The sequence below is a fragment of the Streptomyces sp. S465 genome (assembly GCF_026898115.1).
Taxonomy (GTDB): Bacteria; Actinomycetota; Actinomycetes; order Streptomycetales; family Streptomycetaceae; genus Streptomyces; species Streptomyces luomodiensis.
Genome location: NZ_CP114036.1, coordinates 9,185,121 through 9,199,412, shown reverse-complemented (window position 1 = coordinate 9,199,412; position 14,292 = coordinate 9,185,121). Strand labels below are relative to the sequence as shown.

Below are 14,292 nucleotides of genomic sequence, written 5' to 3'. Positions count from 1 at the left end.
CGTTCAGGCGGGCACGGGCTCGCCGCGTTGGGCCAGGGCCTCCTCCAGCCGTTGGATGTGACGGTGCTGCAGTCGAGCGGTGCGCTGGAGCCGCATGACAACCCGCAGGAACGTGTCCATGTCCGCGGCCCGGGTGAGGATGTCGTCCGGCACGCGGTCATCGGCCAGGGCCTCCGGCTCGTCCTGGGCGAGCAGGGCCCGAGCCCAGGCCCGGGTGACCGGCTTGAACATCCCCGGGTGGTTGGCCACGATCCTGGCTCGGGCGGCCAGGTCGTTCTCGGCCGCCTCCACATGCAGTCCGTCGTCCTTGTTGCGCGCCCCGAACAGCGGTTGGGGGATGTGATGAGCCGTGAAGCCGTGTTCGGCGCAGGCAATCCAGAAGTCCCAGTCCTCACCGGCGCGCATGTCCTCGACGTAACCGCCCACCGTCTGCCACACCTCGCGGCGGTAGAGCGAGCAGTAGAACATGATCAGCCGCCGCAGCAGCAGGTCCCGGTCGTAGTCCGGAAGCCGCAGCACCTGCGCGGGCAGGTCGTCGTCGGTGAAGACGGACACGTCGGTGGAGACGATGGCGATGCCGGGGTTCTGCTCCAGCACCGCGACCGTGAGCTCCAGCATCGTGGGGGCGATCACGTCGTCGGCGTCCAGCGGCAGGACGTAGCGGCCGGTGGCGGCGGCGATGCCCGCGTTCCGCGCGGCCGAGACCCCGGCGTTGGCCTGCCGCAGCAGCCGGATGCGCCGCCCGGGGTGGGCGGCGATCAGCGACCGGGCCACCGCGGCGGTGTCGTCGGTGCTGCCGTCGTCGACCACGATGAGCTCCCAGTCCGCGTAGGTCTGGGCCAGCACGCTCTCGACGGCCTGCGGCAGATAGTGACCGTAGTCGTAGCAGGGGATGACCACCGAGACCACCGGCTCCCGCGCCGCCGCGGCCCCCGGGAGGCCAGCCTCCAGGGGGCCGCGTTCCGGGCCGGACGGTGCCGAGGTCATCGGTGCCCGCCGCCGTGCGCCCCGCGCTGGTCGGCCCTGGACTTCGACGGCTTGGCGGAGACGGCGATATTGGCGCAGTGCGAACCCTCGGTGACCGGGGCGGTGACGATCACGTTGGCGGTGCTGGTGACCCCGCTGGAATCACAGTGGTTCAGCTGCGTCAGACCGTGCGGTTCACCGAAGATCTGCGCGAAGTTGACGCAGTTCGGCTGCGCCGGCGCCCCGCCGATGCCAGCGGCGCCGCTCGCATCGCAGTCGTTGGTCTGCTCGACGGAGGAGGTGTCCGGACCCAGCGCGCCGGCGTCCGCCCCGCCGAAGACCACCGCGCCGGCCGCCGCGGTCACCAGCGCCGCTGTTTTGCCGATGTTCATACGATTCTCCTTGTGTGCGCTCCGCGGAACCTCCCCGGACGCACCTGGCTAACGATCACCACGCACCTGGGCTTCGGCGCCAAGACCCGCTTCACCTGTCCGGCCCAGCGGGCCGCCGCCCCAGTGGCGGGGATGCACCACCTCCACCCCGGGCAGCGCCCAGCACTCCACACCCATGTCCCGGGCCAGCGCGGCCAGCCCCTCGGTCTCGATGAGTTCGCGGTAGGGGACGGTCGGGAACACCAGCCCGTCGCGGTGCAGATTGGCGTGCACCAGCAGGGCCGTACCGCCGACCCCGTCCACGCGCACCCTCGCGTGGCCGCGCAGTTCCTCGAGATAGCTCCGGCCGAATCCCCTGGGCGGCTGGAGGATCCCGTCGCGCAGCCACCGGCTCCAGTCCAACGCGGCGGCATTCGGGTGCAGGACGAAGGTGTTCAGGTCGAAGGTCGGCCCGCCGGGCTCGGCGACGCAGTGCGGAACGACGATCTCCTCGCGGGCACCCAGCAGCCGCTGGATGAGATCGGGCGGATAGTCGGTCACATCGACATCGAGCCACAGCACCCACTCCTCCTCCCCCAGCGCCCGCGACAGCAGCTGGTTGCGGGACCTGGCCAGCACCGACCGCCGCTGCCGCTGGGCGGCCGGCTCCCAGCGAGGCCCGGTCAGCTGGAAGCCGAAGTGCCGCCGTACGAGGGTGACCCGCCGGAACTCCGCCTCCAGCACGGGCAGCGCGTCCTTCAGGGCCTCCCAGGTCCCGTCATGGCTGTCCCCCTCCAGCAGACCGACGGAGACCGCGTCGCGGGGATAGTCCAGGGCACGCAGGTTCTCCAGGTAGCGGGGCAGGAAGGCGACGGCATCCTTGACGGGCGTGAGGACCAGGACGGAAGGGCGCTCGGCCGCGGGAACAGAAGCCGGAGCGGACTTGGCCAGCTCGGGAGCGGGTCGTCTGGCGTGCGGGAGGGGGCGTGGCACGTCCCCCGCCGCGTTCGGAGCCGTCTCCGGGGCCGGGCTCGTGACCGGCCGCTCCGCCCGGACCAGGTCCGCCGGATCGAGGGGCAGCCGGGCCGCCATGGCCCTCAGGTGGCCCGCATAGGCGGGGCCCGGAACCCACACATGGGTCGCCGCGTCGAAGAGCCCGGCGAAGTGGGGTTCATCGAAGGTGTTGGTCCCGTGGTAGACGTAGGTGTACAGCTCGGGCGCGTCCACGGACACCACCCGCCCGGCGCGCAGCACCGCCTCCGCGACCGGGGAGTCCTCGCCGCGCCGCTGCGCCGGGTAGCGCGGAAGCACCTCCTTCGCACAGACCATGGACCCCTCCCACACCCGCGCACCGGAGACCGCGAGCAGGCGCCGCTTCGGCCACCACAGCCGCTCCCGGGCCAGGAAGCACGCCGTGGCGTCCAGTCCCAGCAGCGCCGCCATCTGCACCTCCACCCGCTCCGGGTCGTACAGGTCATCGTCGTCCCACTGGCACACATACGGCCCGGTGGCCAGGTCCACCGCGATGTTGCGCAGCTCGCCCAGCGTGCGCCCCTCCGGTGGCAGCCGCCGGAAGCGGATGCGTGGGTCGGCCAGGTCGCGTACGTGGTCCTCCAGCGCGCCGTCGGCACTGTCGTCCACCACGACCAGCTCCACGCTCGGATAGGTCTGGGCCAGGAAGCAGCGCACGGCCCGCCTGGCCCATGGCAGCCGGTCCTTGGTCACCATCAGGCAGGACACGGTCGGCGCGGGGGCTCCCGAGGCCCAGCGCTCACGCTGCGGATCCAGGTCGAGCCCTCCCTTGGCGCGGGGGCGCAGGTCCTGGCTGGTCCAGAACGGGATCTGGCGTCCGGCCACGGACTGCGCGGGTGACGGGGCGTCCTGGCCCCAGCTGTCCGCCCAGTGGTGCACGGCGTAGGCGTGGTCGCGGTCGACGGGCCGGTCGCCGAACAGCTCGGCGGCCACCGGGCTCAACAGCGGATACAACGTCTTCGCCCCCAGGACGGTGATCCGGCAGTCCTCGGGAGCCCGGTCGACCGCCCGGGTGAGCATGAACGTACCGGTGGCGTCCAGCGAACCGGGGTGGGTATGACTGCCGACCAGCTGCCGATGCACATGGGCCAGGAAGGGATGGCCCGGCCGCGAGGCCAGGAACCCGGTCCCCACCAGGCGCGGCAGACCGCTCCGGTGAGCCGACAGCAGCTGGGCGTGCTCCTGCGGTTCGAGGCCGACCACCAGCTCCTGGCCCGCGAGCAGCGCGTCCACAGGGCGCAGACACTCGAGGTCCAGATCCACGTACACCCCGCCGAAACGGTCGAGGATGAAGTACCGGCTGGCGTCGGCTCGCATCGCCCCCTCGGGGTAACGGTCATAGATCGGCAGGAACCACCGATAGTGCTCGGCGAGCAGGGCGCGGCACTCCACCTGCGTCCACAGCCGGTACTCCCACTCGGGGTGGTGCCGGCGCCAGGATTCGACCCACGCCTGACACTTCGGCGGTACGTCCTTGTCATTCCAGATCTGGTGAATAATAGGGGAGATATCCCTCTGTTCGGGCATTTGGCCAGTATGTTCGCGTGGTGGGCCGGCCGAGCGGCGGCGTGAGGGGGAACATCACCCGCCCGGCCCAGCGCACACCCCGGGTACCGGCGGTGAAGGCCCAGGTGGCGGCGGTCAGCAGCGCGAGGACAACGCCGGGGGGAACAGCACCCGTTCGGGGACGTCCCGGTCTTCACGCTGGGGTCAGCGGCAACCGGAAGGCCCAGGTGGGTCGAGCCGGTAGCCGTGTCCACGCAGTGTGGTGAACGCCGGCAGGGCGGTAGGAGTGCGGGTGGAGATCGCCGATGCGTACCGGTTCGTCCGGTCCCGTCGGGGCGGGCGGGCTGCGGCGGAGATGGGCGCGGAGGCGGGCACCGTGAGCCTCGGCAGCGCCGCCGCGTACCTGAAGTAGCGCGGCTGCCGCCCGTCCCGAAGAGACGGGCGGGAAACAGCAGCTCTGTGCGGCGTCCGCGTGCGCACGTCACCCCGTGCGAACGCGGACGCGGTCAAGCAGCTCTACGGGCGCGGGAGCGGCCGTGCTGTCATGCGGGCTTCGGCACGGCCGCGGGGCGGGCCGCAGTCGGCTCCGGGCCGGTGAGCAGCTCGCGACGCAGGCGGAGAACCTGCCTCGGGGCGTTCCAGCCGAGGATGGCACACACGCGCCCGTTCGCCCGGTAGATCCCGGTGAGGCGCTCGCGTTCCGGGGAGGTCTCGTACGTCTCGAACTCCGCCTCGGGCGTGATCAGCCCGTGTACGGTGTCCCGCCGCTTCGTCGCCTCACGCGGGCCACGCACCGGCCAGACCCTGGAACGCTCCGCCTACGTCCTGCTCACTCGGAACGGCTGCGGGCCGACCGGGCGATCAGTCTCGAAGGGTCGCACGCCTCATCGAGGAAACGGAATGGACAGATCAGCGGACTCAGCGCTTCCCGGCCTTGCTCAGAGAGCTCAACCAGGGCATCGAACGCCTCGAAGGACTCCCTCTGATCCGCTCGGGGCGTGACCAGACGAGCTGATGGGCCGTGCCGCGCAACCCGCCGGTGGCTCGTTCAGGTAGCTGCGCCAGTCCCCGTGGGCGGTGATGTCCGGCGCGTCCAGGACGGCGTACGACTCGCACAGGAAGCCGGTGACGGAGCGGCCGTCGTCGAGCAGGACCCGGCCCAGTGTCATGGGCTCCGGCAGGGCGGCGAGGAACCGGCCGAGCGCGGCGGCGGGCAGCGCCCACAGCTCGCCGGTGACGCAGCGGCCCTCCTCCCCGTCGGGCACCCGCAGCAGGCCGGGACGCGGGGGGCTGCCCGGCAGGGCGGCCATGCGGTAGCGCGGCGCCGTGCGCACCGGGCCGACCAACCGCGCACCGCGGGCGGTCAGTTGGGGGTTGAGCGGCTGTCCGGACAGGTGGGCGCCGAAGACGGCCAGGGGCAGTCCGGGCGGGCCCCAGGCGACGACCGGCGCCGTGTCCGGGCCGGTCACCGCGTCGGAGCCGTCCGGGGCGGGGGTGATCAGGGCCGCGATGTCCGCGGCGACCCGGTCGGCGAACGCCCTGGCGATGACGGTGACGCCGAACGGCCCGCCGGCCACGCTGCCGGCGGGCACGGCGACCGCCGAGAGGTCCATGAGGTTGACGAAATTGGTGTAGGTGCCGAGGCGGTTGTTGACCCCGATCGGGTCGGCCGCCACCTCGGCGAGTGTCGGGTGTTCCGGCGCGGTGGGCAGCAGCAGTGCGGCGCACCCGTCGAGCAGCGCCATGGCCTGATGGGTGAGCCGCTCCAGCCGGGCGCGGTCGGCGGCGTAGCGGTGGGCGGGTATGCGGCCGGCGTCCTGGACGATGCGGCGCACGCTGGGGTCCAGATCGTCTGTGCCGCGGGCGATGAACTCGCCGACCGCGGCGTGCCGTTCGGCGGCGAACCCTCCGCCGTACAGCAGCTCGGCGGCCTCGAGGAACGGGGCGATGTCGACGGTGATCAATTCGGCTCCGGCGGCCCGGAGCCGCTGTGCGGCGGCGGTGAACGCGGCCCGCCAGGCGGGGCTCATGGCGACGAGGCCGGCCTCATCGGGCACGGCGACGCGGGGCCGGGGCGGTGCGGCGAGCGGCGCGTCGGCAGGCCAGTCACGGGTCGAGGGGGTGCCGGGTCCGGGTCCGGCCATGACGGCGGCGGCCCTCTCCGCGGCGGGCAGGCCGGGGGCGAGGACGGTGACGCAGTCGAAGGGCCGGGCGGCGGGCACCACGCCCTCGGTCGGGACGAGCCCGAGGGTGGGCTTGAGACCGACGATCCCCTGGAACGCGGCCGGTACCCGCCCGGAGCCCGCGGTGTCGGTGCCGAGCGCGAAGTCGACGATCCCCAGGGCGACGACGACCGCGGATCCCGAGCTGGAGCCGCCGCTGACCCGCTCCGGGTCGTGCGCCGCGCGCACCGCTCCGTACGGGCTGCGGGTCCCGACGAGTCCGGTGGCGAACTGGTCGAGGTTGGTCTTGCCCAGGGCGATGGCCCCGGCTTCGGTCAGCCGCGCGACCGCGGGGGCGGAGGACCGTGGCCGGTAGGCGTAGCCAGGGCAGCCGGCCGTGGTGGGCAGGCCCGCGACGTCGATGTTGTCCTTGACGGCGAAGACCTGACCGGCGAGCGGCAGTTCCTCGCCTGCCGCGGTACGGGCGTCCACACGGGCCGCCTCGGCCAGCAGCTCCGCCTCGGGCCGTACCGTGATCCACGCCTCGGGCCGCTCCCCCTCGGCGAGCCGCGCCAGTGCCTGCCGTACGCGTGCTGTGGAAGTGCCGTTCACGCGGTCTCCTTCAGGGCCGCGAGCCACTGGTCGCTGGTGGCGACGGCGCCGAAGATGCCGCCCTGCATGCTGATCATGTTCAGCGCGGCCTCGTGGTTGCCGCGTTCGGTGGCGCCGGTGCAGTCGGAGAGCAGCAGGCACTCGTAGCCGCGGTCGTTGGCCTCGCGCATCGTGGTGTGGACGCAGACGTCGGTGGTGATGCCGGTCAGTACCAGGTGGGTGATGCCACGGGTCCGCAGCAGCAGGTCGAGGTCGGTCGCGTAGAAGGAGCCCTTGCCCGGCTTATCGATGATCGGCTCACCGGGTTCGGGAGCCACTTCGGGCACGATCCGCCAGCCGGGCTCGCCGCGCACCAGGATCCGGCCGCATGGACCTTCGGAACCGATCTCCGCGCCCATGCGAGCCGAGCGCCAGCGTTTGTTGGCCGGGAGGTCGGACAGGTCGGGGCGGTGCCCTTCACGGGTGTGGATCACGGTCATGCCGGCCTCGCGGGCGGCGGCCAGTACGCGCGCGGTGGGTTCGAGTCCCGCGCGGGTGAGGGAGATGTCGTAGCCCATGGCGTCGACATAGCCGCCGGGGCCGCAGAAGTCGGTCTGCCAGTCGATGCACAGCACGGCGGTGCGGTCGACGGCCACGTCGCCGTCGTAGGGCCAGGTGTACGGAGTCGCGTTGACGGTGGCCATGAGTCAGGTCCTCTCGGAGGCGGGTTCGGGTGCGGACGCGGATGCCGGGGCGGGGGCCGCGTCCCGGGGCGGGCGCTCCAGGGCGAGGTGGAGCAGAGCGGCGGCGACCATGCCGGTGATGGCGTCGCAGTACTGGGGCCCCTCGTAGTGCACGACCGTGGCCAGGGCGGCGCCGCCCGCCCAGGCGATCAGGGGCACGGTCCGCAGCCGGGCACCGGCCGGACGGGCGGCCGCGGTACGCCGGCGCACCAGCTGATCGGTGATGATCACCGCGCCGATGGGCGGGACGAAGACACCCAGCAGGGTGAGCCAGGTCTCGAAGTGCTCCCAGACCCCGGCGAGGGCTACCGCCAGGCCGAGCGTTCCGATGACGAGCACCAGACGTCGCATGGCGGCGCCCGTCAACTGCCCCCAGCCGACCGCCGCGTTGTAGAGGCAGTGCGCGGAGACGGAGCCGAGGTTCACGAAGACGAAGGCGACGGCCGCGGCGGTGAGCACACCGCCCTGGCCGGTCAGCAGGCCGAGGAAGTCACCGCCGGCCGATGCGGGCGCCGCGGCCGCGCCCGCGCCGACCACCACGGCACCGACGATCAGCGCCACCAGATTGGCCAGCGGGAAGGCGGTGAGCGAGGCGAGGACGGCCTCGCGGCCGTTCTTCGACCAGCGGGTGAAGTCCGCGGTCATGGTGCCCGAGTCGATGAACCCGGCGATGACCATGGTGACGCAGGCGCCGAACGCCAGCGCACCCCCGGCCGGGGCCTGACCGTCGTACGACAGCACGTCCGACACGCTGGTCTCGCGCAGGGCCAGCACGATGGCCACGATGCCGAGCACCACGTACAAAGGCGCCGCGATCCACCCGATGACGGCCAGCGCGCGGATACCGGCGTAGGCGAGAGCCACGTACAGCACGCCGGCGAGCAGCACGGTGGCCGGTACGGGCCAGCCGAGCGCGGCGTGCAGGGTGGAGCCGGTGAGGCCGACCTGAAAGGCGAACCAGCCGATGACGACGGTCGCCAGGAACCCGGAGACAAGGGTGGCGCCGCGGGGTCCGAAGGTGACGGCGGCGATCCGGGCGAAGGTGTTGCCGGTACGGCCCGCGAGGTAGCTGAGTGCCCCGACGTAGCCGCCCAGGACGAGACAGCCGACGAGGATCGCCAGCATGCCGCGGGCGAAGCCGAGGTTGAAGACGATGACGCCGCCGAAGACGGCGTTGGTCAGCACCATGGGGAAGCCGAACCAGACGGAGGACACCGACAGCAGCGGCCGGCGGTGCTCGGGCGGCACCGGGCGGTCCTCGAACTCGTCCTGAAGCCGCGGTCGGGAGCCGGGTCCCGCGCCGGGTGTCGGTGTTTCAGCTGATATATCGGTCAGCGGTGGGGTGTCGGGGGTCGGGGACGGCGTCATGGGGAGCTCCTGACGGCGGGGGCGGGAACGGGGGTGCGAAAGGGGTGTTCAGCCCTGTGGTCAGCCCTGGTGGAGGGCCATCTGCGCGATCGCGTGCGCGGCGCGTTTCTCGACGACGTCGAGGGATTCGCCCACATGGCGGCGCAGCGCGGTGAGCGCTTCGGGCAGCCGTTGGGCGAGGACGTGCTCGACGATGTCGAGGTGCTCGGTGACGGTCCGCTCGATGCGGTCCTCGGTCAGGTAGTCGTACATCCGCACGGGGCGGATCCGGGTGGTGACGGACTCCAGCGTCTCGGTCAGCTGCCGGTTACCCGACGAGCGGAGCAGCGTGCGGTGGAAATCCTCGTCCTCCGACACGAATCCGGGGTCGGGTGCGGGCATGTCGGAGCGCAGCGCACGCCAGCGGTCCCGCAGCGGTTCCAGGAGTGCGGCGTCGTGCACCACCGCGTCGGACTCCAGGGCGCGGGTGATGCCCCGCAGTTCCACGGTGATCCGCAGTTCGTACAGGTCGCGCAGCTCGGGGAGGTTCGGCCGGGCGGTGTAGAAGCCGTCCGGCAGGCGCTGCACCAGCCCGTCGGCGACCAGCCGGACCAGCGCCTCTCGGACCGGGGTCCGGGACACACCGAGACGCTGCGCCAGGTGCAGTTCGACCAGTCGGCCGCGCATGCCGAACTCGCCCCGCAGCAGCATGCCGCGCAGCTCGGTATACGTTTCCTCGCGCCGATTGCGCACGGCTCGGTTCGGCGTCGGTTCCCCGGCCGGCTGTGTCGACATACGTGTATGCACGGGTGCGTCCATAGCGGGAACGCTAGAGGACCGTCGTTTCTGCGGCTTTTATCATGTGTTCCCGCGGTGTTACAGGTGATCGGCTAACACACGCCACACCACGCATCAAGCAGTTCCGTGGCGGCATGAGAGATCTCATAAGTGCCGTTTATGGCAAGGGAGTTCGTCGTATATATGAAGGAGGTGTGCGACACAGCACCGCCGTCGACCGCGATCGGCCGATTGTTCGTACGTCTTCCATCAGCGAGGTCGGGAGGAACATGCGAGTCGGGCCCTTCCCCCGTGTCCACCGCTTTTCCACCGAGGCAGTCCGCTGTCCGGACCGCGGAAGCTGTTGACGGACCGGACGCCCGCCCGCTCCCCCGAGGTCGTATCGCGCTCCGCGAGCGCGCCCGCCGCACGCGTTCCTAGAGGCGTCGGCGACGTGTAGGTCACGCTTCCCCCGCTGACTCGTGTGCCTCCCCGCGCGTCTGCGTTTCGCCTGCCCGCCTTCAGGCCGGTTCGCCATGCCGCCTGCCCAGCCTTCCCATGGAGCCGCCCCATGAGTTCCACCACGCCCTCCGCCACCGGGCCGCGCAACGGGGCGGGGTCACCCGCCCCGCCCAGGTCCCGCCTCCCTGGGGAGCGGCAGGTGGCGGCGCTCATGGCGGAACTGCTGGGCGTCCCGTCGGTCGAGCCGGACGACGACTTCTTCGCCCTCGGTGGCCATTCCCTGCTCGCCACCCGGCTGGTCACCAGGATCAGGGCCCGCCTGGGCACCGAACTCCCGATGCGCGCGGTCTTCGAGCGCCCCACCGCACGCACGCTCAGTGCTCTGCTTCCCGAGCAGCGGCCCGCGGTGCCCCCGATCGTCCCGGTCGAGCGCACCGGTGAGCTCCCGCTCTCCCACGCCCAGGAACGCATGTGGCTCCTCGACCAGCTGGAGTCGGACAACCCGTCGTACAACGTGCCGATCGCCCTGCGGCTGCGCGGGCCGCTGGACCCGGGCCGGCTCCGCTCCGCGCTGGCCGCGGTGGGGGAACGGCATGAGGTGCTGCGCACCCGGTTCGAGGAAAGGGACGGGCAGCCGGTGGCGCGGGCCGCCGAGAAGCCCCGCATCCGGTTCGACCAGGTGCGGCCCGGCCCCGGGGAGGTCCCGGAGCGGGCGGCCCTGGAACGGGCCGCGGCCGACGCCAGGGAACCCTTCGATCTGCGGGACGGCCCGCTCGTCCGGGCGACCCTCACCCGGCTGTCCGAGGACGAGCACCTGCTGGCGATCTGCACCCACCACATCGTCTTCGACGGCTGGTCCGTCAGCGTGCTGATCCGCGACCTCCACGCCGCCTACACCGGCGAGCCCCAGAAGCCACTGCCCCTCCAGTACGCGGACTACGCCGCCTGGCAGACGGCCTGGCTGAAGGACGGCGCGCTGGACGACCAGCTCGCCCACTGGACCTCGGCCCTGGCCGACCTGCCCTCGGCGCTCGACCTGCCCACCGACCGGCCGCGCCCGGCCACCGCGAGCGGCAGCGGGGCCCAGTTGCACGGGCGGATCGGCCCGGAAACCGCACAGCGGCTGCGCACCCTCGCCCGCACCGAGGGGACCACGCTCTTCAGTGCCCTGTACGCCGCCTTCGGAGCGGTACTGATGCGCCGCTCCGGTCAGGACTCCGCCGTGATCGGGGTGCCCGTGGCCAACCGCGGCCGCGCGGAGGCCGAGGACCTGATCGGGTTCTTCGTCAACACGCTGCCGTTACCGGTGCGGCTGCCGGACGACGGCACCTACCGCGGGCTGCTCACCCAGGTGTCGCGCACCGCCCTCGCCGCCTTCGATCATCAGGACGTGCCCTTCGAGCGGCTGGTGGAGGTGCTCGCACCGGAACGCGACCTGTCCCGGAACCCGCTCTTCCAGGCCATGTTCACCCTCCAGAACACACCTCCGCCTCCCACCCGGCTGGGGGACACCACCGTGGAACTCCTCACGCTGGAGTCCGGCAGCGCCAAATTCGATCTCACGCTGACCGTGGCGGAGGGGGACGGCCTGGAGGTCGTCCTGGAGTACGCCACCGATCTCTTCGACCCGGAGACCGCGCGGGCCGTCCTCGACGAGTACGTCCACCTGTGCGAGGGCGCCGCACACCGGCCCGGGGCCCGGCTGTCCACCCTGCTGCGCGTCCCGGCAGCGGATCGCGAGAAGCTGCTCGTCACCTGGAACGCCACCGACCGCGAGAACACCACCGCCGATGTCGTGACGCGGCTGCGCCACTTCGCCGAGGTCACTCCGGACGCCGTCGCCCTGACGGACCGGACGACGTCCCTGACGTACCGCCGGTTGTGGCAGCGCGCCGACGCACTGCGCCGGGATCTCGCGGGACGCGGGGTGGGGTCCGGCGACCTGGTGCTCGTCCTCGGCGATCGCGGTGCGGCCGTGACGACGGCCGTGCTCGGCATCCTCGCGACGGGCGCGGCGTTCGTTCCGGTGGATGTGGCGATGCCGTTGCCGCGGGCCGCCGGGATCGCCTCCCGCAGCGGCGCCCGCTTCCTGGTGGCCGAACCCGCCGCGACCGCACGGGCGCACCGGCTCATCGAGGCGGCGGAACGGCCACTGACCGTCGTCAGCCCCTACCCGGCCGACGCACCGGCCGGGGGCCCGCTTCCGACGGCGTTCGACGGCGACAGCCCCGCCTACGTCATCCACACCTCCGGCTCCACCGGGGTTCCCAAGGGTGCCGTCGTCCACCGGCTCGGGATGCACAACCATCTCCTCGCCGAGATCGAGGAGTTGGGCCTGACGGCGGCGGACACCGTCGTCCAGAACGCGGGGCTGGCCTTCGACGTGTCCGTCTGGCAGACCCTCGTGGCCTTCGTGGTGGGTGGCCGCAGCCTGGTGGTGGCGGACGCGATCGCCTCCGATCCGGTGGAGTTGTTCGAGACCGCCGCCCGGGAGGGGGCGACCTTCCTGGAGGTCGTGCCGTCGCTGCTGCGGGCCGCGCTCGACGCCTGGGACGTCCTCGGTTCCGCGCCGGACCCGGACCGGCTGCGCCGGCTGATGGTGACCGGGGAGGCGCTGCCACCGGATCTGTGCAGGCGCTGGTTCGCCCGCTTCCCCAGGGTGCCGCTGGTCAACGCCTACGGTCCGGCCGAATGTTCCGACGACGTCGCTCAGGCCGTCCTGGCCCAGGACACCCCGCTCGCCGGAGCCCGGGTGCCGATCGGACGGCCGCTGCGCAACACCCGGCTCTACGTCCTCGACGAGGAGTGCGAACCGGTCCCGGTGGGTGTGCCGGGCGAGCTGTACGTCGGGGGAATGGGGGTGGGGCTGGGCTACCTCGGCGATCCCCGGCGTACCGCCGCCGCGTTCCCGCCCGACCCGTTCCATGACGTGCCGGGTGCCCGGATGTACCGCACCGGCGATGTGGTGCGGTATCTGCGGGACGGGCAGTTGGAGTTCCTCGGCCGCCGTGACCACCAGGTCAAGATCCGTGGGCAGCGGATCGAGCCGGGCGAGGTCGAGGCGGCCGTACGCACCCTGAGCGGGGTGCGGGACGCGGTGGTGATCGCGGACCGCTCCGGGCCGGGCGGGGCCCGGCTGGTGGCGTACGTGGCGGGTGAGGTCGACCCGCACGCCGTGCGGTCGGCGCTGGCCGGGCGGCTGCCGTCCGCCATGGTGCCCGCCGCCGTCGTCCCGCTCGACGCCTTGCCGCTGTCGGCCAACGGCAAGGTGGACCGCGCCGCGCTGCCGCCCGCGCCGGTGCCGGAGAGTGACGGTTACGTCCCGCCGCGGGATGCCGAGGAGACGCGGCTGTGCGCCTTGTTCGCGGAGCTGCTGGGCCTTCCTCGGGTGGGCCGGTACGACGACTTCTTCGCCCTCGGCGGCCATTCGCTGCTCGCCACCCGGCTGGTCGCCCGGGTGCGCGCCGCGTTCGGCGTCGCGCTGCCGCTGCGCGCCCTGTTCGAGCGGCCCACTCCCGAAGGACTCCGCGCCGCGCTCACCGGCACGGATGCCGCCCGGCCCGCGCACGCGCCGGTGCGGACCCCGGCCCAGCGGTGGTTCGGTACGGCGGAACCGTCGGGCGGGCGGGGGGCGCTGCTCTTCTGCCTGCCGCACGCCGGCGGGGGCGCCTCCGCCTACCGTGACTGGCGGGCGCTCGCCCCGGCGGACGTCGAGGTGGTCCCGGTCCACCTTCCGGGCCGGGAGACCCGTCTCATGGAACCGGCCCGCCACGACGCGCGGGAACTCGCGGAGGAACTGGCCGACGTCCTGCCCGCGTTCGCCGACCGGCCCTTCGGGCTCTTCGGGCACAGCATGGGAGCCCTGCTCGCGTTCGAGCTGAGCCACGCGCTCACCGCTCGCGGGCACCGGCCGCGGGCCCTGTTCGTCTCCGGCCTCGACGCCCCGCACCGTCGCGCCCTGACCGCACGGCCCGCCCACACCCTGGACGACGAGGCCCTGCGCAGCGCCCTGCGCGGCCTCGGCGGCACGCCGCCGGACGTGCTCGACTCCCCCGAGCTGCTCCAGACGCTGCTGCCGGTGCTGCGGGCGGACGCGGCGGTGACCGAGACCTACACCTGTCCGCCCCGGCCCCCGCTCACCGTGCCGATCACGGTGTGCACCGGTCGCGACGACCCGACCCTCGCCCCGGAGCGGACGGCCGCCTGGGCCGAACTCAGCTCCGCGCCCGTGGCCTTCGAGACGTTCCCCGGCGGCCACTTCTACCTGCGCGCCCAGGCCGCCGCGCTCCTGCGCCTGTTGTCCGCCCGGCTGCGGGCGACCGGCTGACCCCCGTG

Annotated in this window: 9 protein-coding genes; 1 reads left to right on the top strand and 8 read right to left on the bottom strand. The window is 72.8% G+C overall.

What is annotated here, in order from left to right; genetic code table 11:
* Positions 1 to 3 precede the first annotated feature (3 nt).
* The 8 genes from N6H00_RS38575 to N6H00_RS38540 form a co-directional block, all read right to left on the bottom strand.
* Positions 4 to 987: a glycosyltransferase family 2 protein gene (locus N6H00_RS38575; protein ID WP_268976555.1), complete on the bottom strand. Its 984-nt coding sequence runs from the start codon at positions 985 to 987 to the stop codon at positions 4 to 6.
* Positions 984 to 1,358: a hypothetical protein gene (locus N6H00_RS38570; RefSeq protein WP_268976554.1), complete on the bottom strand. Its 375-nt coding sequence runs from the start codon at positions 1,356 to 1,358 to the stop codon at positions 984 to 986. Before N6H00_RS38570 ends, N6H00_RS38575 begins: the two co-directional genes overlap by 4 nt.
* Positions 1,359 to 1,406: 48 nt before the next feature.
* Positions 1,407 to 3,896 carry a glycosyltransferase gene (locus N6H00_RS38565; protein WP_268976553.1) on the bottom strand — a complete coding sequence of 830 codons (2,490 nt, stop codon included), beginning with the start codon at positions 3,894 to 3,896 and terminating at the stop codon, positions 1,407 to 1,409.
* A 521-nt stretch (positions 3,897 to 4,417) separates the two neighbouring features.
* The gene (locus tag N6H00_RS38560) at positions 4,418 to 4,669 is read right to left on the bottom strand and encodes a hypothetical protein (protein WP_268976552.1); all 252 of its coding nucleotides are present in this window, start codon (positions 4,667 to 4,669) and stop codon (positions 4,418 to 4,420) included.
* Positions 4,670 to 4,822: 153 nt separating this feature from the next.
* A complete protein-coding gene (gene atzF / locus N6H00_RS38555) occupies positions 4,823 to 6,649 on the bottom strand; it encodes an allophanate hydrolase (protein WP_268976551.1) in 1,827 nt (608 codons plus the stop codon).
* Positions 6,646 to 7,332 (bottom strand): biuret amidohydrolase, encoded by a 687-nt coding sequence (gene biuH / locus N6H00_RS38550; RefSeq protein WP_268976550.1) that lies wholly within the window; start codon positions 7,330 to 7,332, stop codon positions 6,646 to 6,648. Before biuH ends, atzF begins: the two co-directional genes overlap by 4 nt.
* 3 nt (positions 7,333 to 7,335) lie before the next feature.
* Positions 7,336 to 8,739 carry a cytosine permease gene (locus tag N6H00_RS38545; RefSeq protein WP_268976549.1) on the bottom strand — a complete coding sequence of 468 codons (1,404 nt, stop codon included), beginning with the start codon at positions 8,737 to 8,739 and terminating at the stop codon, positions 7,336 to 7,338.
* A gap of 60 nt (positions 8,740 to 8,799) precedes the next feature.
* Complete coding sequence (locus tag N6H00_RS38540; RefSeq protein ID WP_268976548.1) at positions 8,800 to 9,513, bottom strand: GntR family transcriptional regulator; 714 nt, start codon at positions 9,511 to 9,513, stop codon at positions 8,800 to 8,802.
* 553 nt (positions 9,514 to 10,066) lie between these two features.
* Here N6H00_RS38540 and N6H00_RS38535 point away from each other — a divergent pair.
* Positions 10,067 to 14,284 carry an amino acid adenylation domain-containing protein gene (locus N6H00_RS38535; RefSeq protein ID WP_268976547.1) on the top strand — a complete coding sequence of 1,406 codons (4,218 nt, stop codon included), beginning with the start codon at positions 10,067 to 10,069 and terminating at the stop codon, positions 14,282 to 14,284.
* The last annotated feature ends 8 nt before the right edge of the window (positions 14,285 to 14,292 follow it).

Bases quoted from the DNA above. Each gene is read 5' to 3' on its own strand.
- N6H00_RS38575 (WP_268976555.1), bottom strand. From the start codon at position 987: ATGACCTCGGCACCGTCCGGCCCGGAACGCGGCCCCCTGGAGGCTGGC.
- N6H00_RS38570 (WP_268976554.1), bottom strand. From the start codon at position 1,358: ATGAACATCGGCAAAACAGCGGCGCTGGTGACCGCGGCGGCCGGCGCG.
- N6H00_RS38565 (WP_268976553.1), bottom strand. From the start codon at position 3,896: ATGCCCGAACAGAGGGATATCTCCCCTATTATTCACCAGATCTGGAAT.
- biuH (WP_268976550.1), bottom strand. From the start codon at position 7,332: ATGGCCACCGTCAACGCGACTCCGTACACCTGGCCCTACGACGGCGAC.
- N6H00_RS38545 (WP_268976549.1), bottom strand. From the start codon at position 8,739: ATGACGCCGTCCCCGACCCCCGACACCCCACCGCTGACCGATATATCA.
- N6H00_RS38540 (WP_268976548.1), bottom strand. From the start codon at position 9,513: ATGTCGACACAGCCGGCCGGGGAACCGACGCCGAACCGAGCCGTGCGC.
- N6H00_RS38535 (WP_268976547.1), top strand. From the start codon at position 10,067: ATGAGTTCCACCACGCCCTCCGCCACCGGGCCGCGCAACGGGGCGGGG.